At 36.2% G+C, this 25,374-nt stretch carries 22 protein-coding genes; 8 read left to right on the forward strand and 14 right to left on the reverse strand.

Features of this window, described 5'->3' with window-relative positions:
- Positions 1 to 92: 92 nt before the first annotated feature.
- Positions 93 to 725, reverse strand: a complete 633-nt coding sequence (locus HHU12_RS13330) for a hypothetical protein (protein WP_169657241.1) — start codon at positions 723 to 725, stop codon at positions 93 to 95.
- Positions 726 to 872: 147 nt separating this feature from the next.
- The gene (locus HHU12_RS13335) at positions 873 to 1,820 is read right to left on the reverse strand and encodes an MlaD family protein (RefSeq protein WP_169657242.1); all 948 of its coding nucleotides are present in this window, start codon (positions 1,818 to 1,820) and stop codon (positions 873 to 875) included.
- A 220-nt stretch (positions 1,821 to 2,040) separates the two neighbouring features.
- Here HHU12_RS13335 and HHU12_RS13340 point away from each other — a divergent pair, with 220 nt between their 5' ends.
- Positions 2,041 to 5,088, forward strand: a complete 3,048-nt coding sequence (locus tag HHU12_RS13340) for a putative LPS assembly protein LptD (RefSeq protein ID WP_169657243.1) — start codon at positions 2,041 to 2,043, stop codon at positions 5,086 to 5,088.
- A 13-nt stretch (positions 5,089 to 5,101) separates the two neighbouring features.
- A complete protein-coding gene (locus HHU12_RS13345; RefSeq protein ID WP_169657244.1) occupies positions 5,102 to 5,620 on the forward strand; it encodes an acyl-CoA thioesterase in 519 nt (172 codons plus the stop codon).
- A 103-nt stretch (positions 5,621 to 5,723) separates the two neighbouring features.
- Here HHU12_RS13345 and HHU12_RS13350 read toward each other — a convergent pair whose 3' ends face one another.
- The 3 genes from HHU12_RS13350 to HHU12_RS13360 form a co-directional block, all read right to left on the reverse strand.
- Complete coding sequence (locus HHU12_RS13350) at positions 5,724 to 6,443, reverse strand: response regulator transcription factor (RefSeq protein ID WP_169657245.1); 720 nt, start codon at positions 6,441 to 6,443, stop codon at positions 5,724 to 5,726.
- A gap of 73 nt (positions 6,444 to 6,516) precedes the next feature.
- Entirely contained in the window at positions 6,517 to 9,204 is a 2,688-nt protein-coding gene (locus tag HHU12_RS13355; RefSeq protein WP_169657246.1) for a CHAT domain-containing protein, read from the reverse strand.
- A gap of 4 nt (positions 9,205 to 9,208) precedes the next feature.
- A complete protein-coding gene (locus tag HHU12_RS13360) occupies positions 9,209 to 10,150 on the reverse strand; it encodes a hypothetical protein (RefSeq protein ID WP_169657247.1) in 942 nt (313 codons plus the stop codon).
- Positions 10,151 to 10,282: 132 nt separating this feature from the next.
- Here HHU12_RS13360 and HHU12_RS13365 point away from each other — a divergent pair, with 132 nt between their 5' ends.
- Together HHU12_RS13365 and HHU12_RS13370 are read left to right on the forward strand one after the other, a co-directional pair.
- Entirely contained in the window at positions 10,283 to 12,091 is a 1,809-nt protein-coding gene (locus HHU12_RS13365; protein WP_169657248.1) for a glycoside hydrolase family 3 protein, read from the forward strand.
- Entirely contained in the window at positions 12,084 to 13,277 is a 1,194-nt protein-coding gene (locus HHU12_RS13370) for an exo-beta-N-acetylmuramidase NamZ family protein (protein WP_169657249.1), read from the forward strand. The genes HHU12_RS13365 and HHU12_RS13370 overlap by 8 nt, the downstream gene beginning before the upstream one ends.
- Before the next feature lie 13 nt (positions 13,278 to 13,290).
- Here HHU12_RS13370 and HHU12_RS13375 read toward each other — a convergent pair whose 3' ends face one another.
- Positions 13,291 to 13,530 carry a VF530 family protein gene (locus tag HHU12_RS13375; protein ID WP_169657250.1) on the reverse strand — a complete coding sequence of 80 codons (240 nt, stop codon included), beginning with the start codon at positions 13,528 to 13,530 and terminating at the stop codon, positions 13,291 to 13,293.
- Between the two features lie 78 nt (positions 13,531 to 13,608).
- Here HHU12_RS13375 and HHU12_RS13380 point away from each other — a divergent pair, with 78 nt between their 5' ends.
- The 3 genes from HHU12_RS13380 to HHU12_RS13390 all read left to right on the forward strand — a co-directional run bounded on the left by HHU12_RS13380 (position 13,609) and on the right by HHU12_RS13390 (position 15,852).
- Positions 13,609 to 13,986 (forward strand): VOC family protein, encoded by a 378-nt coding sequence (locus tag HHU12_RS13380; RefSeq protein WP_169657251.1) that lies wholly within the window; start codon positions 13,609 to 13,611, stop codon positions 13,984 to 13,986.
- Between the two features lie 116 nt (positions 13,987 to 14,102).
- Positions 14,103 to 14,801, forward strand: coding sequence for an iron-sulfur cluster assembly scaffold protein (locus HHU12_RS13385; protein WP_169657252.1), 699 nt, complete (start codon positions 14,103 to 14,105; stop codon positions 14,799 to 14,801).
- Between the two features lie 43 nt (positions 14,802 to 14,844).
- Complete coding sequence (locus HHU12_RS13390; RefSeq protein WP_169657253.1) at positions 14,845 to 15,852, forward strand: GGGtGRT protein; 1,008 nt, start codon at positions 14,845 to 14,847, stop codon at positions 15,850 to 15,852.
- 117 nt (positions 15,853 to 15,969) lie between these two features.
- On the opposite strand, the gene HHU12_RS13395 is transcribed toward HHU12_RS13390, so the two are convergent.
- The 7 genes from HHU12_RS13395 to infC form a co-directional block, all read right to left on the reverse strand.
- Positions 15,970 to 16,833, reverse strand: a complete 864-nt coding sequence (locus HHU12_RS13395; protein WP_169657254.1) for a hypothetical protein — start codon at positions 16,831 to 16,833, stop codon at positions 15,970 to 15,972.
- A 161-nt stretch (positions 16,834 to 16,994) separates the two neighbouring features.
- The gene (locus HHU12_RS13400; protein ID WP_169657255.1) at positions 16,995 to 18,365 is read right to left on the reverse strand and encodes a histidine-type phosphatase; all 1,371 of its coding nucleotides are present in this window, start codon (positions 18,363 to 18,365) and stop codon (positions 16,995 to 16,997) included.
- Between the two features lie 225 nt (positions 18,366 to 18,590).
- Positions 18,591 to 19,517 carry an alpha/beta fold hydrolase gene (locus HHU12_RS13405; protein WP_169657256.1) on the reverse strand — a complete coding sequence of 309 codons (927 nt, stop codon included), beginning with the start codon at positions 19,515 to 19,517 and terminating at the stop codon, positions 18,591 to 18,593.
- Between the two features lie 7 nt (positions 19,518 to 19,524).
- Positions 19,525 to 21,468 (reverse strand): ribosomal protection-like ABC-F family protein, encoded by a 1,944-nt coding sequence (abc-f, locus tag HHU12_RS13410; protein WP_169657257.1) that lies wholly within the window; start codon positions 21,466 to 21,468, stop codon positions 19,525 to 19,527.
- Between the two features lie 450 nt (positions 21,469 to 21,918).
- Positions 21,919 to 22,266, reverse strand: coding sequence for a 50S ribosomal protein L20 (gene rplT / locus HHU12_RS13415; protein WP_062620685.1), 348 nt, complete (start codon positions 22,264 to 22,266; stop codon positions 21,919 to 21,921).
- Positions 22,267 to 22,332: 66 nt separating this feature from the next.
- A complete protein-coding gene (gene rpmI, locus HHU12_RS13420) occupies positions 22,333 to 22,527 on the reverse strand; it encodes a 50S ribosomal protein L35 (protein ID WP_044200946.1) in 195 nt (64 codons plus the stop codon).
- Positions 22,528 to 22,725: 198 nt separating this feature from the next.
- Positions 22,726 to 23,244 carry a translation initiation factor IF-3 gene (gene infC / locus HHU12_RS13425; protein WP_044200944.1) on the reverse strand — a complete coding sequence of 173 codons (519 nt, stop codon included), beginning with the start codon at positions 23,242 to 23,244 and terminating at the stop codon, positions 22,726 to 22,728.
- A 213-nt stretch (positions 23,245 to 23,457) separates the two neighbouring features.
- Between infC and HHU12_RS13430 the strand changes: the two genes are divergently transcribed.
- Entirely contained in the window at positions 23,458 to 24,831 is a 1,374-nt protein-coding gene (locus HHU12_RS13430) for a S41 family peptidase (protein ID WP_169657258.1), read from the forward strand.
- Positions 24,832 to 24,944: 113 nt separating this feature from the next.
- Here the strand turns inward: HHU12_RS13430 and HHU12_RS13435 are convergent, their stop codons facing one another.
- Complete coding sequence (locus HHU12_RS13435) at positions 24,945 to 25,331, reverse strand: hypothetical protein (protein ID WP_169657259.1); 387 nt, start codon at positions 25,329 to 25,331, stop codon at positions 24,945 to 24,947.
- Between the last annotated feature and the right edge of the window lie 43 nt (positions 25,332 to 25,374).

The raw sequence follows: 25,374 nt of genomic DNA on the forward strand, positions 1-25,374 counted from the left end.
TGAGCTTTAATAACATAAAAAGCCTTACAACCAATGAGATAGAGGTGTAAGGCTTTCTGAGTGAATCAGCATTTGAGTACTGAAACTTCTCTTTATTCTTCAATCAGCGAACCAGATCTAACGACAAAAGACTGGCAGAAGGCATTAAAGATCGGCACATTGTCCAATTCTAATGCAAGACCAATTTCTTTAATCTTCTCTAATTCCACTTCTGTAATTGCTCTTTCATTAAGTAAATCGTCATCCTCTTCCATAAATAAGAAAGAAATGAATTTAACAAAGATGAAAGGAGCATTTAAGATATCTCTTTTTAAATCACCTGTTAAAGAGTCAGGGTTTTTCAATGTTTCCAAAACAACATTGTTCTCTTTTAAAGAAGAGTGCATCGTTATTTTAATCAATTTATAAAAACGATTTTCCCACTCAGAGAAGTTGTATGAAAGGTATTTTAATGCAGGAGCAAGGGGGTCATTTTTCTGGAAGAAACTTCTTCTTGAAAGCTTGCGTGCTTTTCTTCTTAAAGTAATTTCTTCATAATGACTTACACTGCCGTTGGCTAATGCAATACCGATGGATGGAGTGATTAAAATGATAGAAATAAAGTCATCATCACTTAGGTCCATAAATGCAGGGTCCACTTTCAAGAAATCCTTCTTAAGGGCTTGCATTTCACTAAAAAAGTCCGCGTCTCTTACGAGCGTAATTAACTCACTACCTGTAATCATTTATTTATTGTTTAATTTTTTCTAAATATAAGTACTAAAGCAAAATTAACTTACTATAAGTTCCTCATAATTTTTAATGATTGTAATCAAAGAATAATAAGAAGAAATAATAAAAGCTTATTATTCATTGATACTTAAGTTTTCAGCCTATTTCTTTTTCTTCTCCTTCGGTGCTTTGTCTTTCTTTCCAAAAACAGAGAAGTGGATATAACGCTTTGGGTGTTCTTGGAAATCAATAAACAATGAATCTAAATCAGCCATTGTTCTCACCATCTGATCATGAAGTTCTCTTTCTGTCAGTAATGCACCTACTGTGCCGTTCGGATCGTTGACGTTTTGCAGAGTAGTATTTGCAGAAGCCAGTAATTGCTGTGCTTCTTTTACTGTCTGTGCCAAAGGAGCGTCATTTAATGAATCTGCTAAATGATCCATTTTTGCTAAGATAGGTTCTAACTTTTTAGAAGCAGCAGAAAATTCACTCGACATCACTTGTAAATTGTATAAAGTTTTGTCTAAACCTCCATTGTCAACTTTTCTCATGATGGACTTTGCCGACATTAGAGTAGAGTCAGCAGTAGCGCCAGCCACTCTAAATTGAGACATCATTCCTTTTGCAGTATCAAGAGTAGCCTCTAGACTTGCAAAAAGCGGATCTAATTTATCAACGATTGCTGCAACCATGCCGTTTTCTACACCTCCAGCAAGGGTAGTTTCCGGTGGAGCAAGCTCTCCTTCACCTTCAGTTCTTAAGATAATTTGTTTGTCACCGAGCATTCCTTTGTCTGCAATTATAGCAACAGTATTTTTGTAAACTTTAATATCTTCATTGATATCTAAAGTCACTTTTACCATATTATTTTGATTTTGTAATAGCTCCATACTAGATACTCTTCCAACTATGTAACCGTTTATGGTGACATTATTAGAGACCTGTAGGTCTGCGGCGCTTGGGTATTCGACATAAAAAGTATTTTGATTTGAAAAAATGTCAATCCCTTTTAAGAAGTTATAACCGAAGTAAAGCACGAAGGCCGAGATAGTTGCGAAAATGCCTACTTTAACTTCGTGTGAAAATTCAACTTTGATTGTGGACACAATTATAATATTTGATTTGAAATCTTATTTGTTCTAATGTAGCTTGCAGCTTAATTATGACATCTCAAATTTATCAAAGAATATCATTTATTCTATATTTCTTTCCATTTTTGATAATGAAGACTCGAAATAATACCTTAAATTTGTAAAATATGACTTTCAAAATGTCATCTGATACATGATCCGTACTTTGTTCAAAAAAATAGATATACTTAATTTTTTGCATAACCTATTGTTTGGTCTAGCGGTGGCTTTATTTTTTATGATGTTTACTCCATCAAAAGCAGAAGCTAGCAAATATGTCTTAGAACCAGAAGAGGAAGAGACATATTTTAGAATTTATAATGACACTGCCAAAAGTAGGCAGGCAGCTAGGGAGTTAGCAAAAACATTGAATTTGCTAAACGCTGGTGCTAAGAATGAGCTTATATCCAATTATGCCATTGCGATGAAGGCTTTTGCCGACTCTGTGTTATTCAGAGGCGATAGAGAATTGCAACAAGTACGTGAAGACATGGCTGAGCCTGACATTGTAGAACGGATGAATCAGTTGGATGCCGCCTTGAAATCTACGGACCCCAATGAATGGGAAGAAGCCAAAAACTCCGGGATTTTTGAAGAATTGGATGAAGTAATATTTAATTTTAGTGATCATGAGCTTCCTTCCGAGGACATGATTGAAACATTGGATACTTGGAAAAGGGAAGGGGATGAAGGCATTGCCGCTACTGAAGATGCCTTTGATTTTCCAGTAGAATACACCTCAGATTCCTCCAACTTTGTGATGAGAACCCAAACCATGTACATGGTCGGAAATGCCGAAGTGGAATTTGGTGAACAGAAACTGAATGCAGGAGATATACAGATGAACTTTGTGACTCACATTGTAAAAGCACAGGGTATTCCAGATACGACGGGACAAATTGTAGAGAAACCCATTTTTAAAGATGGGGAAAAGACATTTAATGCTAATGAGATGATCTACAATTATGAAACTCAAAAAGGTCTGATCAAAGGTATTGTAACCGAGGAAAGTGATGGTATTATTACCTCTCAGATTGTAAAAAAGACGGCTGGCCCAGAAATGTATATGGGCGACAATGTTTATACAACATGTAGACTTGAACACCCTCACTTTGGTTTCCGAACGAAAAAATTAAAAGTAGTTCCAGAAAAAAACGTAGTGTCAGGACCATTTTTGGTTGAATTAAATGAATCCCCTCTTCCTTTGGGATTTTTCTTTGGACTTTTCCCTGCAACGACAGATAATACCTCTGGTTTTGTAATGCCTACTTACGGTGAATCAACAGACAGAGGTTTTTACTTAAGAGATGGTGGTGTATTCCTTGCACTGACAGATTATTTTAACTTGACTGTACTTGGTACTGCTTATACTTTGGGTGGATGGGGCTTGAATGTTTCCTCTCAATACCGTAAAAGATATTCATTCAGTGGTAACACAAGGTTCTCCATCGTAAATAACCTCTTTCAGGAAAACGATGGTTCTCTTACCGTAAGACAAGATTATCAGATACAGTGGTCACACTCTCAGGAGAGCAAGAAGAATTCAAGATTCTCGGCCAATATTAATATTGCCAACTCTGATTATAACAGAAATAACTCACAGAACGCGAATGACTTCCTTCAGTCTTCTATGAACTCTTCTGTAAGTTATAGCAACAACTTTGCGGTGGGTAATGTAAACATGTCCATGACGGCACAAACACGTTACCAACAAAACGTAACGACAGGTGAAGCAACTTTAAGCCCGGAAGGCTCTTTCAACGTTGCTCGTACAAGACCTTTCAAATCTTTATTTAAAAAATCAAATGCAATCTCAGAAATAGGCTTTACTTATAATATGAGAGCATCAGGTTCAGTAACCAACAAACCTGGGCAGGGAAGACTTCCCTTTGACGTAGTTGGTGCTGATAACGATCCTTCAGACGGGTTGGATGATACAGGCAGGTACCCTGATTTATTATTAAACTTTGGAGATTATTCAGAAGATTTCCAGTGGGGTATTACGCATGAACTTCCTGTTTCCACTCAGATGAAAATCTTTAAGTATTTTACACTTTCTCCAAGTGTGAGTTACAAAGAATACTGGCATCCTTTCCGTTATGATTATACATTTATTGAAGAAGAAAATGCGGTTTTAGTTGATACAACAAATGAATTGACGAGATATCAAGAATACAGTACTTCAGTAGGTTTTAACACCAACATGTTCATGTTCTATAATATGAAAGGTGGTTCTGTCATCCGTCATACTATTCAGCCAAACGTATCAATGAGTTTTAGACCTGACTTTGGTGATCCAACTTATGATTACTATCAATATGTACAAACGTCAAATACTGATACTAAAGGTCGTGAAATGTTTAGATCAGAAGGTGGCTTAGTAGGTAAACCTTCCGCTGGGCGAAGTAATAGTTTGAACTTCTCCATCAACAACATTCTGGAGCTCAAATCCGGGAAGAAAGATGAAGAAACCGGAAAGGCTAAAAAGACAATGCTCTTGAATAACCTTCAAGTTTCATCAGGATATGATTTTGAAAGGGATTCATTGAACTGGTCTGATATTAATGCCGGGTTTAGAACAACTCTCTTTAAAAAGGTAGATGTGTCCGTTCAGTCTCGCTGGAACCCTTATAAGTATGAGATTGTTTCTACAGCTTATGACGAAGATTTGAAGAAGGAAGTAGTGACGAGTCAGTATAAATCTAAAGACTTACTTTGGGATACGGATGGGAAAATTGCAGATCTGACCAGTTTAACCGTTTCTTTAGGAACAAGATTAGCACCTAAAGGAGCAAAGAAAAAGCAAGAAGAGAAACTGGATCAAATGCAGCCAAGAAACGAAATGGAGCGTCAGATGCTAGAGCAGATGAGAAGAAACCCTGATTTGTATCTGGATTTTGATATCCCTTGGTCATTGTCATTGAACTACAACTTGAATTATAATAAAACAGGTGAGGCAGAACCAACGATCACGCAAACCTTTACTTTCTCAGGTGATGTCTCTTTGACACCAAAGTGGAAGTTTGCCTTCAGATCAGGTTTTGACTTTAAAGAAAACGCATTCTCATATACATCTCTAGATTTGACAAGAGATCTGCACTGTTGGCAATTAACAGCCAACTGGATTCCATTTGGTCCACGACAATCTTATAATATTACAATTGCAGTGAAAGCAGCAATGCTACAGGATTTGAAGTGGGAGAAGCGTAACTCATGGATTGACCGTAACGATAGATTCCAATAATAAACCTAAAAATATGCCTTTTTATCACGACTTACAGAAAAGTTATCCTAAGGAAACAGAATCAAGAGTGATCATTCGTTTTCAGGATTGCGACCCATTCAGACACCTGAATAACTCTAAGTATTTTGATTATTTCTTTAATGCCAGAGAGGACAGGGTACCGCAATTGTATGGTTATAACACTGCAGATATTTATAAGGAATTTGGAACAGGTTGGGTGATATTCAATCATCAAATTTCATATCTAAGGCCGGCTGCTGTAGGAGAGTGGGTAAGAGTGAAATCAAGTATTATTCATGTAGATCACAATTCAATTATTGTTGAATACTATATGATGGATGATGCAAAGACACAGCTTAAAACAGTATTGTGGTCTAAAATGAGATATATTGAGGCTAATACCGGAAAAAGTACGGATCATCAGGAGGAAGTTTTTGAATATTTGGATACTATCAGAAATAAGGATGTAGATATTTCGAAAGTAACCTTTGAGGAAAGAATCACACAACTGAAGAATAAAATAGTAGGTTAGTAAGAGGCCTTCGTAAAACAGTAATGATAGTTTTACGAAGGCCTTATTTTTTAAATAATGCTTTTGTATTGGTACTTAGTTTTTAATCTTGCTGAAGATATATTTAAACCGCCGGTCTTGTCGTTGAAATAGCATAGGAAATCTCCTTGGTGATTTTGTCAAGGTCGGAGGCACTTGTTTTAAGGTGAGTGAGAATTTCTTTATTGTAATTCGTGTCCTGCTCATTAAACAGTTCCAATAAGCCCATGATTCTACACAGAGGACCTCTTACTTTATGTGAATTGATATGACAGTACTTTTCTATGGCCTCATTCTGACTTCTCAGCATAGCCTTTACAGTTTCTAGTTCTGTGCTTACTTCAATTTCTTTACTGCTTCTGTTGACTACTTCTAAGCTATTGTTGATGTTTTGCATAAACATCATGATTTCTCTTTTCAAAACACCAATACGGTTTACTCTAGCATTAATACTGTTGATAAGTTCCTCATGAGTAAAAGGTTTTGTAAGGTAATCATCAGCCATCAGGTCCATTCCTCTTCTGATATCTTGCTTATCACTTTTTGCTGATAGAAATATAAAAGGAATACCCACAGCTAAAGGGTTTTTTCTTAGCTCCGTCAGAAATATATAGCCATTCATTTTTGGCATCATTACATCGCATAAGATGATATCAGGTATTTTTTCTTCAATAATCTCAAGTGCTTCATGTCCACTTTGTGCTGCTAATACTTTAAAATCATTAATCTCAAGCAAGTCGATAATACTATCCAACAGATTTTTTTCATCATCAATTACTAATACTGTAGTATCATTGTTATTCATAGAGTGAGTGCAGTTTTCGGGAAAAAAACATATATAGTCAACCTCAACAACAATGCACAATATTCAGAAGTTCCTAATGATGACCAATTAATGTGAATGGAGCCCAATAATATGGGCTGAAGTAAAGACCATCTTGAATAAGTTTAATTTTGGCTTTCTGTAATGAGGCAGAAATTGTCTCACCTGCAGTGATACCACTGTAAAAATGTTTCATCAGTAAAGCCGTAGAATAATCATTGATATTCCAAAGAGAAACAACAGCATTTTTTGCCCCGGCATATTTTAAAGCTCTTGATAATCCAATCAATCCTTCTCCCTTTGTGAGTTTTCCCATACCGGTTTCACATGCGGAAAGGGTCACTAGATTGACATCCAAATTGAGGTTGTAAATGTCTGAAGCATACAGAAGTCCTTCATGTCCTTGTTCATCTAGTAAATAAATATAAGATTGATTAGGATGTTCTGAATCTACAAAACCGTGAGTGGCAAAATGCAGATAATTGTAAGTGTTTACACTGTCACTTTTCAAGATACTTTTACGAGCATTTGTATAAGTATAGTTCTTTGCCGTCCAGCCTTTTGTTCTGAATAATGCACCAATTTCATTCACTTCTGAAAGAGAGCCATATAAACTGTTGAGTACTTCCTGACCAGCACTGTCCGTGAAGTTGATAGGTGCCCAGCTTGCAAAACTAGGAGTGATGTCTTCTTCTTCCATATTTGAAAATGCTAATGTGGCAGAGAAGTTATAATTAACAGCAAATCGGTTGACTAGGAAAGGATATTTATTAAATGGCAGGTTTTTGTCACTCACTTCATCCGTAAGAAGCAAGTCCATAGGGATATTATTAATTTGCCCATCTAAAAGAAAGGTGATCTGAGTGATTTTATCAGAAAAAGTAAAAGGGAAGAGAATCGGTGACAAATAATTAGTGGACATGATGATGATTTCATCAAAATTAAATTTTAAACCTGTTTCCAGACTGATAATTTCATCTTTCACATTATCATCAAAAACTTCCGTAAATATCTTAATCTTACCTTTTGTGATCACAAAAATATAAAGCAGCTCTTCTTTTTCAGCAATGAAATAACTGATCAAAGCTTCGTTGTCTTTGATGTTTTCTTGAATCTCTTTATAAGTGATATTTTCCTGCTTGTATTTCAGTTCAAAATATTTTGGATATTCTTTTTCCAATGCACTAACATGTGATTTCAATTCATTTTGTGTATTGAAAAGAGCTTCTTCTAACCTTTGGATTTCTGATGGATTGCATTTCAAGATCTGTTGCTCTAATGAGTTTACCTTTTCAAGCAAAAGATTTTCCTTTTCAAGTAAAGAGGAAGGAATACCTGAAAATGACTTGGCATTGGTTTCCTGAATCGATTCTAAAAGTGTCGCCGCTTTGCTCCATTCCACAAAATGAAATGCTTCTTTGATCCATTTTTCTGAATTAATTGAAGCCTTAGAAAGTGCCAGGCAAAGTGTGATACCGCTAGAATAAATATCGTTGGTGATAGCACTCAGACGTATCTTATCCGCTTTGCTTCTTTGCGTGTTCCTAATATTCTGTATCGTTTGATGTGCAAGTTTCAGCCCTTGAATACCAACAAGCAGATCATTTCTTTTGAGTGTTTTTGTGTAATGCAATTTTTCAAGTGCTTCTGCCTTTTTTTGTAATACGACGATATTAATAAAAGGGCTTATGAAGTCTTCTCCAGTGGGTTGTGAGTTGATATTAGGATCATTGAAGTTGGTGTTATTTGCAATTAAAGCCTCTTGATACAATCGTAAAGCCTCTTTTGTATTACCTGCCTCAAAATTAATTTCTCCTTTCTTCAGGAAAATATTGGCAATTTCTGGGTGCTTTGCACCGAAAATAGATTGGTATTGTGATAATGCGAGGTCGTAGAATTCAATCGCTAATTCAGCTTGATTACTTTTAAGATAAGCGTCCGCCATATTGACATATGCAAAAGCAACATTGGGGTGGTTGCTTCCATATGTTTTCTCCCATATACCTGCCGCTTTCTCGAAGGAAGCAATGGCTTTGTCGAGTAAGAAATTTTTCTGGAAAATGATTCCAATATTAATGTAAATAGAAGCCATACTCGGATGGTTTTCTTCTGGATAAACCTCCTTATATACCTTCAAAGCTTCCTCATAATGATATTGGGCCTTGTAAGTGTCTGAAGAACTATAAACGAGACCTAAATTAAGGTTGATGTTAGCGGCTCCGATTTTATCATTGATATTTTCATTCAGTACTAAAGCTTGTTTTAGATAATCTGTGGCTTCATCAATTGCTCCTAGTTGCCAGTATGCGATTCCAGTAAGAGAGAAATTTTCGATTTTAAGTGTATTCAGAAATTCACTTTCTTTAAAACTCTTGAATAAAAATGCCCCTTCTTCTAGTACTTTTATTGCTTCATTTGGGTAGCCTTGATTTTGATATAAGAAACCTTTAGCATTCAGAATTTCTATATATGCCGGTGAATTTTTTACTATATCATTATCGAGTAGTTGGAATGCCTTGGTATAAAGCCCTAATTGTCCGTAGTTTTTACCAAGCCAAGCTTTCTTTCTATTTAAAACTGTTTTTGTAGCACTGCTAGGGACCTTTTGTAGAAGCGCTATGGATTTGTCGAAGTTGCCATATTCATAGTAAGTAATAGCACTATCGAGCCATACATTCTGACCGAATAATGAGAAAGGCAGCAGTAGTGCAAAGAGAGTATAAAAAAATAAATTCTTGCTCATTTTCTTAGAATTGATGTTTTAATAGTAGGTTGAAAACGTAATCTCTAGCTAAACCATCGGGGTTGAAAGGACGCTGTAAAGAGGCGTAAGCGGCGATTGCACCTACACTGAAATAAGGAGAGAAATTGTAGCTTCCTTCCAGAAGTAAATTGACTGCAAGTCCATCAGATTTTTCAAAGACATAATTGCCATTATTAAGACTTTCAACAAAAGCATTCTCAAGTTTGTATATGGCCAGTACTGAAGGTGATAAAGCCCATTTGGAAGTCCTTAAAGTATATTTTAACCTGCCTGAAACATCCGCTTTTCTATCGAGGTGACGAGTGGCGGGGTACCAGTTCTGCATCCATTTGTAATTAGGTTGTTCCGACCAATAATCAGGATCATATTCATGCTTTGAAGCAGTGGTAAGTGGGTGCTGATAACCGAAAGAGAGGTGCCATGCTTTTGAAGATACTGCAATACCAATCAGTGCGTCATATGTTCCCAAAGAAGTATTGAAATACATAGGCAGTGGAAGGCCATTGAGTGAAGCATCTGCATCTGATGTAGGGATTTTACCACCTATCACTGTAGCTACTTGCCATTTTTCGGTTTGAAGAAGGGCGTAACTATAAGCCAAGGTAATATCACCTATACCACTTGTAGTTGTCAGAGGGCTTTCTTTAAATGCGTATGCCGTTTTAATTTGAAAGCTGTTTCTTCTATTGAGGTGGTAATTAATAGCCACGCCAATGCCTCTGTCGGTATGATTATCTTGATAGATTTGATAATAGAGTAAATAATCTACCGTAAATTGATTTTCAAAGTACGATAAGTTTTCGCCATCATTTTCAGGGTTAAGTGCTCCTGTAGTACAGATCCCTGCATCACTACAACCTTGAGCGTAAACTATGTTTTGATGGACTAAAAAAAGAGCGAAAACAATTGCAAAAAAATACATCACTGAAAAGAAAGTAAATAAACAATGTTTTTTGATAAGAGAGTTATTAATTTAGTGCTTTGAGCTAACAGAAAAACACTTATTCCGTAATATATGCCTAATTTCTTGAAATCAATACTTTTTTTAAAGGTCTTTATGGTCATTAGTACAATCACTTTTGCCCAAGAAAAGCATTATCCTTCTTTTTTCAACGCTTCTGTGGAAGATCTGCATTGGGTGGATTCGGTCTGGAATTCACTTGATGAAGAAGAGAAAATTGCACAATTGTTTATTGTACCTCATTATACCTCAAATAGTTATAGCGAGGTGGAAGACCTAGTGAAAAAGTACAATGTTGGGGGAGTGATTTTCTTTAAAGGAAGAGCTGCAACTCAAGTCAATGCCATCAATAAATTAAATAAAGTAGCCAAGACTCCTCTAGTATATACTTTAGATGCTGAATGGGGTTTGGGAATGCGCTTGCCTAAAGATGGGATCTCTTATCCTTATGCCATGACTCTCGGGGCGATTGAAGATGATCACCTGATATTTGAAATGGGAGTACAAATGGCAGAACAGCTCAAAAGAGTGGGGGTAAGCGTAAGCTATGGTCCAGTAGTGGATTTAAATAACAATCCTCTGAATCCGGTGATTAATTATAGGTCCTTTGGTGAAAATAAAGAAAAAGTAGCTGCCAAGGCAATTCAATATGTTCACGGACTTCAATCTCAAAAAGTACTGGCAGTAGGCAAACATTTCCCTGGACATGGAGATACAAGTGTAGATTCTCATAAAGACCTTCCTGTTATACCTCATGATATTCCAAGGTTGGATTCAATGGAGTTGTACCCTTTCAAAAAAATAATTGAAGCAGGAGTGGGAGGTGTGATGACGGCTCATCTAAGTGTACCCGTCTGGGACGAACAGCCTTCCTCTTTATCTCCAAAGATTATTACAGAAGTGCTTAGAGATTCATTAGCCTTTAATGGATTGATTTTTACGGATGGAATTTTGATGGATGCTATCACAAAAAGATTTCAAATGTATGGAAAGGCAGATGCTAAAGCACTAGTAGCTGGAAATGATGTTGTGGAATTTACAAATCATATTGGAGATGCTATTGACGCCGTGAAAGAAGAGATTGATAATGGTAATATAACTTGGGAAGATATTGATCAAAAAGGCTGGAGAATGCTTTTAATGAAAAAATGGGCTGGTCTTGACCGTCCGGTTTCTCCATCAGCAGATAATTTATATGAAGACCTTCACCCTTTAAAAGCGAAGCATTTGATCCAGAATATTGCAGATGAGGCAGTGACTTTATTGCAATATGAAGGTGGATTGCCTTTGTCAAAAGGAAGTGGAAGAATTGCCGTTGTGAATATTGGCTCCAAAAACTACAGTGAATTAACTTCCATGATGCAAAGTAAGGGAATGGAGGTGACATCCTTTTTCTTATCAAAAAGAGCTTCTCAACAAGAAGTAACGGCATTAATCAAAAAATTAAAAAACTTTGATACTGTCATCAGCCAACTTTCAGGGTTTTATATGACCCAAGGTGCGAAAGATATTGCTGTTGAATTAGAAAACGGAAAAGCATCCCCTACATTAAAATACCCATATAAAATCACCTATGCACAGATAAAGTATATGGAGCAAGCAAATCAATTGCCTCATCATTTTACAGTGGTATTAGGTAATGCTTATGTATTACGTTCATTTCAAGGCATTGAAAAACAAAATGGAATACTTCTCGCTTATCAAAATTCAAAAGCACTCAGAAACGCAGTAGGAAAAATAATGATAGGGGAGATTCCACCTAAAGGATCACTTCCTGTAACAATTGATAGAAGATATAAAGAAGGGACTTCCTATAAGTCACTAGAAAATCCTAATACAAAAAAGGTAGAAAGAGTAAGTATTTCTACATTATCCATTCCTAAATTAAATAAATCAGATGTTTAGACTACTACTTTTCCCTTTCTTGATTTTAGTCAACTTGGCATGCACTGCTGAAACAAAAACAATTAAAGAACAAGAAGAGGCAACTCCAGAAATAATTGTAGGTGCAGCACAAACTCAAAGCTACTTGCCACTCTTAGAAGGAAAGAAAGTGGGCGTGTTGGTAAATCAAACTTCTACTATTGGCGATGTACATTTGGTGGATTCATTGGTAGCATTGGGAGTGGATATTCAGATGATTTTTGCTCCCGAACATGGTTTCAGAGGAAAAGAAGATGCAGGGGCGCATGTTGATGATGCTATTGACCCTTCAACGGGTATTAAGATTTACTCTATCTATGGTAAAAATAAAAGGCCTTCACCTGAATTATTGGAACAAGTTGATCTAGTCATTTTTGACATACAGGATGTGGGTTGCCGTTTTTATACTTATATCAGTTCCATGCACTATATGATGGAAGCTTGTGCGGAAGCAGGAAAGCAAATGCTGGTATTGGATCGTCCTAATCCTAATGGGATGTATATTGATGGACCTGTTTTAGATTTGAAATTCAAGTCTTTTGTGGGTATGCACCAAATTCCTATTCTGCATGGCTTGACAGTGGGTGAGTTGGCACAGATGATTAACGGAGAACAGTGGCTGAGAAATAAAAACAAGTGTGATCTGACCGTGATTCCAGTGAAAAATTATGATCATCAAATGCCTTTCAGATTGCCGGTAAAACCATCTCCCAATTTACCGAATGATCAGTCAATTTTACTTTATCCTTCACTCTGTTTCTTTGAGGCAACTCCTGTTAGTATAGGAAGAGGGACGAGTTTTCCTTTTCAAGTGATCGGTTATCCTAATCAAAAATTGGGTGACTTTGAATTTACACCAAAATCTACGCCTGGAGCAGCAACAAATCCTGTACTCAAAGATCAATTGTGCTTCGGTGAAGATTTAAGGAATGAAAAAAGAGGTGGGTTGCAACTTTCTTATATCATTGAATGGAATAAAAAATTCAATGCTGAAGAAAGTAAATCTATCATCTCAAAAAACAAATGGATGGATCTTCTTTGTGGTACTGATCAGGTCCGTTTAGCTTTAGATAAAGGAAAAACAGAAGCAGAAATAAAAAACGCTTGGAAAGAAGATCTAGATAAATACAAGTTGATGAGAAAGAAGTATTTACTCTATAATGATTAATGGATGTAGAGCACTACTTGGATTGCTTTTTCATCTTTTCAAGGTAAAGTTGCTCTACTTTCTCTCTTGCCCAAGGTGTTCTTCTTAAAAACTTTAAACTTGATTTTACGGACGGGTTACTATAAAAACAATTGATTTGAATTCTACTATGCAATTGCTCCCATCCATAATAGTCCACTAAATATTCTACAATATCAGAAAGTTTGACACCGTGCAAAGGGTTATTAGGCTGTTCTTGTTTTGTATTTTCCATTTTGCAAAAGTAAACAATAAAAATGGAGTAACTATGCTTTAATCTCTTCTACTTGATAATAAAAATAAATCCTAAACAATGAATTTAAACCAAATTACAGTTCCCACATTAAACGTCCCAAAAGCAATACGATTCTATAAAAAGCTTGGACTGAAATTGATTGTTCATTCTGATGATCACTATGCTCGTTTTGAATGTGAAAATGGTGCAACGTTCTCTTTGCACTTAGTGGAGCAGCTTCCGCAGGGAGGAGGTATTTATGTATATTTTGAATGCGAAAATTTAGATGAGAAAGTCAATGAATTGATTGCTCAGGGAATTCAAATGGAAGAAATGCCTGTTGATCAACGATGGCTTTGGAGAGAAGCTAGATTAAAAGATTTAGACGGGAATCAGATCATATTATTTTTTGCTGGAGAGAACCGTTTGAACCCACCTTGGAAAATAAATGAATAGTAATTCAATTATTTTTTAAATCTTAAAAGTTATTAACCGTGGTATCTAATCTTAGTCAATTTTAACATCGTATAAGATAAGGTACACGAAAAAATAACATTAAGATTTACTACGATATGAATTACACAGCAGAAATTCAAGGTATGTGTCCACTGGCACAAATGGGGGGAAATGCACATCAAAATGCACCAATTCCAGTTGAAGGTAGAATGGTTCATGCAAAAGATGTTTATGACATTTCTGGATTATCTCATGGTGTAGGGACTTGTGCTCCACAGCAAGGAGCATCTAAGTTAACAATCAATGTAAAAAATGGAATTATTGAAGAGGCTTTAATAGAAACTGTGGGTTGTTCAGGAATGACGCACTCAGCGGCTATGGCTTCAGAAATTTTGCCAGGTAAAACAATCTTAGAAGCATTAAATACTGATTTAGTTTGTGATGCAATAAATGTAGCGATGCGTGAAATCTTCTCACAGTTCGTTTATGGCAGAACTCAATCAGCATTTTCAGAAGGAGGACTTCCAATTGGTGCAGGATTAGAGGATTTAGGAAAAGGATTAAGAAGCCAAGTAGGTACAACCTATGGCACAAAAGATAAAGGCGTAAGATATTTAGAAGTAGCAGAAGGATATGTTACTCGTTTGGCCATTGATGAAAATGAAGAAGTGATCGGTTATGAATTCGTTCACTTAGGTAAAATGATGGAAATGATTCAGAAAGGGATGGATGCCAATGATGCCATGGAAAAAGCAAAGGGCAATTATGGACGTTTTGATGAAGCTGAGAAATACATCGACCCTCGTCATCAATAATTCAATTATCAAAATTATTTTACCACATTAAAAAATTACAATCATGGCTTTATTTGAAGGATACGAAAGAAGAGTAAATCAAATCGAGAAAGTTTTAAAAGAATACGATTTTGAATCTTTAGAAGCAGCAAGAAAATATGTAGAAGAGCACGGTGTTGATGTTTATCAAATTGTAACAGAGACACAGCCAATTGCCTTTGAAAATGCAAAATGGGCTTATATTCTAGGAGCTGCAATTGCTTTGAAGAAAGGATTAACGCAGGCTAGTGATATTGCCGCCGTGTTAGGTGAAGGTATCCAAGCTTTTTGTATTCCAGGTTCAGTAGCAGATCAAAGAAAAGTGGGCTTAGGACATGGTAACTTGGCAGCTAGGTTATTAAATGAGAACACCAACTGTTTCGCATTTTTAGCCGGTCATGAATCTTTTGCAGCGGCAGAAGGAGCCATTAAAATTGCTTTGTCAGCTAATAAAGTAAGAAAGAATCCTCTGAGAGTCATTTTGAATGGACTCGGAAAAGATGCCGCTTACCTTATTTCCAGAATCAATGGTTTTACTTATGTAAAAACACAATTTGATTATCAGACTGGAGAACTTCATGTATTAGAGGAAAGACGTTTTTCTAAAGGACCAAGAGGGGAAGTGAAATGCTATGGTGCAGATGACGTTCGTGAAGGTGTGGCAATTATGCATAAAGAAGATGTTGATGTGTCCATTACTGGTAACTCAACCAACCCTACACGTTTCCAACATCCAGTGGCAGGGACTTATAAGAAAGAAAGATTAGAAGAAGGAGGGAAATACTTCTCTGTTGCTTCAGGAGGAGGAACAGGACGTACATTGCACCCTGATAATGTAGGGGCAGGGCCTGCTTCTTATGGTTTGACAGACACTATGGGTAGAATGCATTCTGATGCTCAGTTTGCCGGTTCATCATCAGTTCCAGCCCATGTAGAAATGATGGGATTGATTGGTATGGGGAATAACCCGATGGTAGGAGCCTCTGTTGCAGTGGCAGTAGCACTTCAAGAAGCACTTACTGTTGAGGCATAATTGATTAAGAAAAAATAAATCCTTAACAATACAATTTTCAGGTGGAGGTCATGCTTATGAACTTCACCTGTTTTTTTATAAGCATAAAGCAAAAAATATTGGTATTGGGGCTGAAATCTAGAAAATAATAATTCCCGCACCAAGTGAAGCACCATTGAATCCCACATCTACGATTTTTGTATTCTGGAATCCTGCTTTGAAGTAAAAGCTTTTGATATAAAGTCTCACATCACAATGAATTTCCTGGAATTTGATATCCTCATCAAAAGTACCAAAGTGCCATGTGAAGTATAAACTTAGAGGTTTGGTGATGAACAATTCTGTTCCCATATTATAATTGTAACCCGAAATAAACTCATCAAGTATCAATGTAGAATAACCGCCTCCAATCCATAAATCAACTCTATTTTCTGATATCAAGTGATAGGTCCCGTTCACATGATATATGTCTACTCTTTCCTGAAGGTCATCAATTTTTTCTACCATAACATTCCCTCTCGCATTGAAGCTGAATTTAGGGCTAAGATTAAGTTGAAGCATCCCATTATAACCTCTGATCTCATCAGATTCCCAGTAATAACCGCCTTCTATTAATAATGATGATTTGTTGGGATACTCAAAACTGCGGATTGATTTTCCAATTCTTCCGTCAGCATAAGGGTATTTCAAAAGCCTTAATGGGGGAGTGAGTGTTTCCGTTTGTGGAGGAACACCTGAAAAGTTGGAAGAGGGACTAGGATTGTAGCCTGTATTTGGGGTTGTACTGAATGTTGAGTTAGAAGGTCTACTTTTTCCCATAGCGGACCTTAATAAGTGACCGAATACTTTTTCTGCGGTTTTGTTGGTGAGTTCATCGTCGCTGACCTTTTGATGTGGATTTTCTTTTTTCTGTTTGACACTCTTCTTGGTTTTTTGAATTTTACTTTGAGCATAAACAGTATTGATGATAATGAGGAAGAGAAGAGTAAAATAGAGTTTCATAAAATAAATTGATTTTGCTTGTAACTATGACATATGAAACTACAAAATTGCCGTCTAAAAAAATGTGAAAAGGTTAAAAAATGTGACGTTGTACCACAGAAGGCCACTTATGGAGTAGTGACCTTCTGTGGAAATAATGAGGAGAATAGAGCCTTCTTACCTTAAAACTGTGAAACAATCGTCTCGTAATCAGTATCACTTATTGCATAAGGTTTGACTAAACTTTCCACATATTCGAGGTAATCTTCCAACGCGTACACATTATCATCATTTCCTTTGATAGGTAGCGTGGCAGGAATTTCGTTGAATCTGATCTGAATATATTGCTTCTCTTTCTTTTCCAAAAGCATCCAAGTAAGGTTGGTCGCCATCATGGCATAATCACTTGAAGACCAGTCTAAAGTTGAGAAATTATTTGTCTTTCTATTGACCTCGTTAAGATTCAAGTACACTAATAATGGGAGTGTAGTTTCTGCATGAGCAAAATTAAAATACCCTTGGTAATCTAGTTTTTGTTCTGAAGCTAATTTCAATTGATTTGTAAGATCCATCAGCAAACCTATGGAGTTCGAATAGGAAACATTTCTTTTAGGATAGCCCGGACCCTTTGCATAAAATGTTTCAATATCACCCACCTTAGCCAGTAGTTCTGTTTGCTCATGTGTGAAAATCATAAAATCAGGACGCTGATTTTCAGGGATACCGAAAGAAATTTTGAAACACTCAAAAAGTGCAAGAACAATATCCATACGAGAGGAAATAGCTACTTCATTTTCACCGTCCAAATAAAAAGCTTCACCGCTTTCAAACTGCTCTAAGAATGCTTCATTAAAATACCTTGGAAGTATATTGGAAGCCATAGTACGGTACTGATCTGAATTGACAATATCATTGATCTGATTTAACCACAAGGCAGAATCTTTATACGCTTTGTATTTTGGAGTGATTTTATGAAAACGCAATAAAGGGTCATTTCCTTTCTGGAAATCATTTATTTCCCAGCTGTTTTTACCACTGACAGCTGTCAGACCTCTGATAAAAGAACCTCTTGAGTTTTGCGTTCTAAGTTTATAAGTGGCATTGCCGATCAGCTTATCAGAAGACTTAAAAAAGTTGCTGTCTAACTGATATAATCGCTGTGCCATATCATAATGCTCTTTACGCCCTATTTGTGTCAGTCTTCCATAACGACCAAACTGAAGCATGGTTAACTCTTTTACCTGTTCAAGAAGTTTCTTACCCTCTTCTGTTAACTGCTTTTTTTGTTCAGCATCATTCATCAAATTAAAAAGGGCAATATCTTCATTAGGTCCGCTCATAAATCTTGATCCATGACGGGCCACATGTGCTATAAAAGAAAGCTGATAACCATCGGGGAGTTCAATATTTTCAATTGGTTCAATGTAGTTTTGTTTCGACCCTAAATGCCACTTTGCCTCTTTTAATTGTGTAGAATTTTCAACTTTTTGACAGGCAATTTGAGTTAGTAGAAATAGGGTGATGGTAATAATTGATCTTAAATATTTTGTCATTAGTAAAAGATAGGATTTTAATTAGTGACACAAAAATGTAACATTGATATTACTAAAGCATCATTTGAATGTTAGTTTATAGTTAATAAGTCTTTTATATTGATTTTATCTGCTATAACTACATGTATACTAATGCTATTTGTCAGATAATTAGGAGTGATATTTCCTGTATTTTTCTTCTGTTACAGTAATGAGACTTTTAGTTGAAGTTGATGCTTGATTTTTTTAGCCCAAAAGTTCTCTACCGAAATGTAAAATACTTTCTTTTAGCTCTTTATGTTCAAGGGAATGACCACTGTTTTTGATGATATTGATGTAGGCATGAGGAAAAAGGCTTTTCAGTTTTAATGCAGAAGCGGCAGGGGTCACAAGATCGTTTCTGCCATGGGTGATGTAAATCGGGAAGTCGAATTCAATATTCTCAAGTAAAAACTCCATTTCTTGACCGTTAATAAAAAGAGGAGCATTGAGGAAATAATGATTTTCAATTTTAGCACAAGCAATAGCTTGAGGGGAGGCTTGCCATTGACTGAAATCTTCAAAAACGGGATCAGGATGTTCAGAAGTGAAGGCCTCCCAGAGTAGCCACTTTGTAGCGTATTCTTCTACTGATTCTGGTGTTTGAAGCTTTTTCTGGTAGTCTAGAAATAGAGATTGAGGAGAATGTGAAGGTGAAGTACCAAATAACTTAGAGAAAATATCAGAATACATAATAGGGGCTGTGTCTTTGTAAAGCCAGTTGATTTCTTGCTGATTACAAAAAAATACGCCCCAGAGGTTGAGTCCCCTAACTTGTTTGGGGTGGAAATAAGAATAGGCTAATGCTAAAGTAGAGCCCCAGCTACCGCCAAAGATATACCAAGAAGAAATATGCAGGTGTTGTCTGATTTGCTCAAGATCCTTGACTAAAAACTCTATACTGTTGTTTTTTAGACTCCCTAAAGGCTTGCTTTTTCCTGATCCTCTCTGATCAATACCTATGAGTCTCACATTTTGCAAAGAGGGTAGAAGGAGGTGGTAATAAGAGTCCAAACCGGCACCTGGACCGCCATGCAAATACAAAACAGGCATCCCTAATGGATGCCCGATCTGTTCATAATATATCGAATGACCGTCTTCGGTCTCATAATAACCTACATCGTAAGGGTTCATTGGGAAATTAATCAGGCTTGATTTCTTCTAACTCGTCTACTTCCATGATCCACTCTTCCCAAGTTTCCGTCACCTCTTCTAGTTCTGATTTCACTTGATCATAAGTAGCATTCACTTCTGCTAATTTATCAGGATTTCCGAAAACTTCAGGATTTGCTAAAGAAGATTCTATTTCTTCTTTCTTTTCTTCAAGCTCCATCACTTTTTCTTCTGCCTTTTCCATCTCCTGCTTTGCCTTTTTATAGCGTTTTTGCCATTCCTTCAGCTCATTGTTAGACATCTTTTTCTTCTTACTTTTCTTCTCTTTTGGTTGATCTTCTTCATCCAATTGAGCTAGTAAAGCATTCTCTTCCTCCATTTTCTTTTTCCAGTCTACCCATTCCGCATAAGTGCCCGGGTATTCTTTCAGTTTGCCATTTTCGATGTACCATATCTTATTGGCTACTCTAGAGATAAAGTGTCTATCATGGGATACAACTAAGTAAGTACCCAGATATTGTTGTAAAGCTTGGATAAGGATATTTACAGAAGGAATATCCAGGTGGTTGGTCGGTTCGTCAAGCATTAAGAAGTTGGCTTCAGAAATCAACGTTTTTGCTAATGCCACTCTTGATTTCTCACCACCAGAAAGGACTTTGATTCTTTTGAAAATTTCATCTCCTTGGAATAAGAAACAGCCTAGAACACTTCTCAATTCTTGTTCAGTTTTTTCAGAACCGGCTTGTTTTAACTCATCCAAGATTTCATTTTCTACATTCAGGTCTTCCAATTGATGCTGAGCGTAGAATGCAGTAATCACATTATGACCGCCTTTTCTTTCTCCTCTGTCAGCACCCTCGCGACCACTGATCAAACGTAATAAAGTAGATTTACCTTTACCATTGGCACCGATTAAGGCAATTTTATCACCTCTCATCAGTGTCAAGTCAGCTCCTTTGAAAATGACTTTATTACCGTATGCTTTATCAAAGTCTTTGATCTCACTGATAACTTTACCTGGTTGCTGAGTGAACTTGAAATCCATATTGATTTCCGGATTGTCATCTCTAACGTCCTCAATCATGTCCATTTTATCCAGCATTTTCACTCTGGATTGTACCTGCTTGGCTTTTGTTGCCTTCGATCTGAATCGCTCAATAAAGCGTTCTGTTTCCTTTATTTTTTGTTGCTGATTTTCATAAGCGTTTTTCTGAAGTTCAGCTCTTTCTTTCTTTGCTTCAAGATAATAAGAATAGTTGCCCGGATAAGAAGTCAATCTACCTGAAGAAACCTCTACAGTTTGATTGATGGCTCTATCCAAGAATTCTCTATCATGGGAAACGATCAATACAGCACCTTCATAAGTAGAAAGATAGTTCTCAATCCACTGAATAGAAGGGAGGTCAAGGTGGTTGGTAGGCTCATCAAGCATTAAAACATCAGGCTTCATCAATAATAATTTACCCAACATTACTCTCATTCTCCATCCACCAGAGAAACTGTAAAGAGGTTGTTCCATTTCCTCCTCTTTAAAACCTAATCCGGCAAGAATTGTCTCCGCTTTAGATTTTATAGTGTAGCCCTCCATCGATTCAAATTTCTCTTGGAGACCTGCTAATTTTTCAACTAATTCTTCTTTATAATCAGTTTCCATTTCATGAAGAATCTCATCAATCTGCTCCTGAATTTTCAAAACAGGACCAAAAGCTTCCATCGCCACATGAAGAATAGACTCTTCTGTTTGATAAGACAATAGATCTTGATTGAGGAAACCAATTGTACACTCCTTAGGCATTGAGATTTGACCTTCATCAGGAGCGAAATCACCATTAATAAGTTTCAGCAGCGTTGTTTTACCCGCACCATTATGCCCAACTATACCTATTCTGTTTTTTGGGTAAACAGTCAATGAGGCATTTTTATACATTGTACGACTTCCGAAATAGAAGGAAACATTACTTATCGATAACATATTATTTTATAGGTAATTTTATAAAGATTCAGAAAAGTAGGGTATGGTATACATATTACATTTCTGAAGTTTAATAATCTTGATTGTTGAAAAAATATTTTATAAATGAATCAAAAGTTTATCACTTGTCAATTACTCATCGTTTGATGAATGTCTCTGTAGCCACGTAGCCTGCTACGTGTTATTGTGCGAGAATAAAAGATGTTGTTTTGTATTATTACTTTTATAGTAAAATTCATCTATACTCATCTTCCATCATTTAGCGTAGCAGGCTACGCTTCTACAGGGCATCAGTAGCTCATTTTAAACTTCCCAGTGTGAACCATTGATTCAATTGTTTGTTGAAAGTGAGTAACTTACAAGCTCACCTCAAAAACTTAATTACAATATATAAAAAAAGACCTATAACACTGACGGCTATAGGTCTTCTTTAGTCTTACAAGAAGTAAATTATTTTACTTTCTCGATTACTGCTTTGAATGCTTCAGGGTGGTTCATAGCAAGGTCTGCAAGAACTTTACGGTTCAATTCAACACCTGATTTGTTCACTTTACCCATGAATACAGAGTAAGACATATCACCGTACATACGAGTCGCAGCGTTGATACGAGCGATCCATAAAGCACGGAAGTTTCTTTTCTTTTGTTTACGACCAACGTAAGCGTAGCTCCATCCTTTTTCAACGGCATTTTTTGCTACTGTCCAAACGTTTTTACGAGCACCATAATATCCTTTTGAGAATTTTAAGATGTTCTTTCTTCTAGCGCGAGACGCGACGTGGTTGACCGATCTAGGCATTTTTTTCTAATTTTAATAAGTTTTGTAATACAATTTGGTTGATTTGATAAATGTGACTGCTTGGTATTATAACCAAAGCATTTTCTTCACGTTTACTGTATCAGCCTTGTCTACCTCACCCATTAAAGTTAGGTTACGCTTTTGCTTAGTAGTCTTTTTCGTTAAGATGTGAGACTTGTAAGCGTGCTTTCTTCTGATCTTGCCAGTACCTGACAACTTGAAACGTTTTTTCGCTCCAGATTTTGTTTTAACCTTTGGCATTTTACCTTTCAGTTATTTAGAGCCTGAACCCTAAAGGTGAAACATTTATTTAATTTACTGATTACCTACGGCAGCCAATCGCCTCGGTATCTCAGTTGCATTTTTTATGAAAAAACACAAAAAATGCATGCCTGAATAAATTCAAGCATGCAAATGTATAAATAATTATTGTAAGTTCAATACTTCAATAACTTATATTTACTTTTTAGGAACATTTGGAGAGATGAACATGATCATTCTTCTACCTTCTACACGCATTCCGCCTTCTACTTTACCATGTTCTTTGATATTCTCTGCAAAGTCTTTCAATAATTGCTTTCCTCTATCTTTATAGATAATAGTACGGCCATGGAAGTGAACATAAGCCTTCACCTTATTCCCTTCACCAAGGAATTTGATGGCGTGCTTTGTTTTGAAGTCTAAATCGTGTTTGTCAGTGTTAGGACCAAAACGAATTTCTTTTACGACCGTTTTGGAAGCTTTAGCTTTTAACTCTTTTTCACGCTTCTTTTGTTCGTATTTGAACTTCGAGTAATCTATGATTTTACAAACTGGGGGTTTAGCGTTCGGAGAAATCTCTACTAAGTCTAATCCTAAGCTTTCTGCTTTACGGAATGCCTCGTCTCTTGAGTATACTCCATTTTCTACATTGTCACCCACTAATCGTACTTCTTTGACTCTGATTTGGTGGTTTGTTCTGTGCGAGTCTTTTGCCATCTAGGTCTGAATTATGTTAAAGTTTTATCAAAATTTAGGTTAATTAGTGTAACTTTACACCCATAACCGTTATCAATTCAAGAGAATAAAATCTTCTCGTCGCTAAGGTAACAACTTTATTACTTCTATGTTATAAAAATTTATAGAAAAGTTAGAAAACATCTATTTTTTGTATAAACACACAAACATTAACAAAATATGTTGACCAATTTAATGAAAAAACTAGTCCTGTTATTCATCGTAGTTTCTCTCTTCGGGTGCCAAGATCAATCTGACCCAGGAGGGAGCAGTAACCCATTTCAAGACAAGGTATACCTGAAAGGATTAATGAATGCATGGTATTTATGGAATGATGACCTTTCGGATATTGATGTTAATAATTACGCTACTCAAGATGAGATGCTAGCGTCGTTGAGAGTTGAGCAAGACAAGTGGAGTTTGATCCAAGACAAAGCTGAGTATGATGCCTATTATGGATCAGGACAAATAACCAATGGAGAGGAAGGTGTGCATGGTATTTATATGCATTATGCAACAGCCGAAGATTTATATATCCGTTTTTCATACCCTGGATCTAAAGCTTATGAAGCTGGTTTGAGAAGAGGAACAAAAATTAATAAAATTAATGGATTGACAGTAAGTGACGCTAATTCTGATGCAATTAATAGTTCATTAGGAGAAAACTTGCAAGGAGTGGAAAATACTTTTGAGATTACAATTCCTCCAGTTACTAAATATGTCAACGGTCAAAAAAGTGAGGTAAGCCCTGCTAGAGACACAACGATTACAATCGCAAAAGAGGAATTGATTGTAAAGCCTGTTTTACTTTCTGAAGTAATTGAATTACCAGGAGGAAAGAAAGTGGGACACTTGGTGTTCAAGTCTTTTATAGAAACGGCGGAAGAAGCACTAGCCAATGCATTTGCAGAGTTTAAGAGTAAAGGTGTCACTGAACTTGTGCTTGATTTGAGATATAATGGAGGTGGAAGAGTGAATATTGCTAGTCAGATTGCAGGCTTTGTAGCACCTTCATCAGCAGGTGGCAAAGAACTTTTTAAGTATCAGCATAATGAATTGCAATCTTCTGAGCATGATGAAAGCCGTGAGATAGAATTGATGGAATCAAATCTTGACCTTCAAAGAATATTTATATTTAGTGAAGGAGGAACCGCTTCATCTTCAGAGTTGGTGATCAACAGCTTGAAGCCTTACATGGATGTGCAGTTGATTGGTGAAAATACTTATGGAAAACCTGTGGGGAGTTATGCTTTCGTCAATGAAAACAATAATGCCTACATCTATTCTATCATCTCATTGCGTATTCTTAATGCCGCTGGAGAAGGGAACTATTTTAATGGTATTCCTGTGGATCTTCAAGTGAATGATGATGTAATGTACAATTGGGCAGATGTAAATGAACCAATGTTGTATCAAGCACTTTATAAAATAGAAAATGGTACTTATGACAATCAAGTAGTGGCGAGTGCAAGAATGAGCCAAATTGATTTAGAATATAAAAATAAGAGTTTCAAGAAAGGAGAGGCCAAAGAAGAGGCATTCAATACAATAATGGTATTGAAAAAGTAATTTCCTGAAACATCCTAAAACAATAAAAGGGCTTCTGATGAAATAATTTCAGAAGCCCTTTTTTTTATCCCCTTAATTAATAGCAGGATAAATAATATTTTTAATGTGCCTGACTAAGCAAAAGTCGAGATGGTAAATCTTAAAAACTCGTCTTTAAATTCCATATAATCATTGGCGATGTTGTCTAGTTTTTCTTTGAAATAGTGGTACTTTTCAAAAGTCTCCTCATTCATTTCTTTATTATTGTCCTTGCCAATAAGTGAATTGTCAAAATCTTCTATTTCTTGGATTAGTTCTAATGCCGTTGTATTAATACTGGAATTTAATGTTTTAAAATTTTGAAGTTTATTTGCTTGATATTCACTGATATCTCTATCTAATAAACTGTCTAATCTAATGTTTAATAACTTTATTTCGTTGATGTAGAAATTAATTTCATTTTCCCAAAATTGTATTTCATTTTTCACATCAGAAATGTACTGTAGCAAACTTATGGTCATCTTTCTGAAGGTTAATTGTTTAATAATTTTACTTTATACAACG

The sequence above is a fragment of the Flammeovirga aprica JL-4 genome (assembly GCF_012844305.1).
Taxonomy (GTDB): Bacteria; Bacteroidota; Bacteroidia; order Cytophagales; family Flammeovirgaceae; genus Flammeovirga; species Flammeovirga aprica.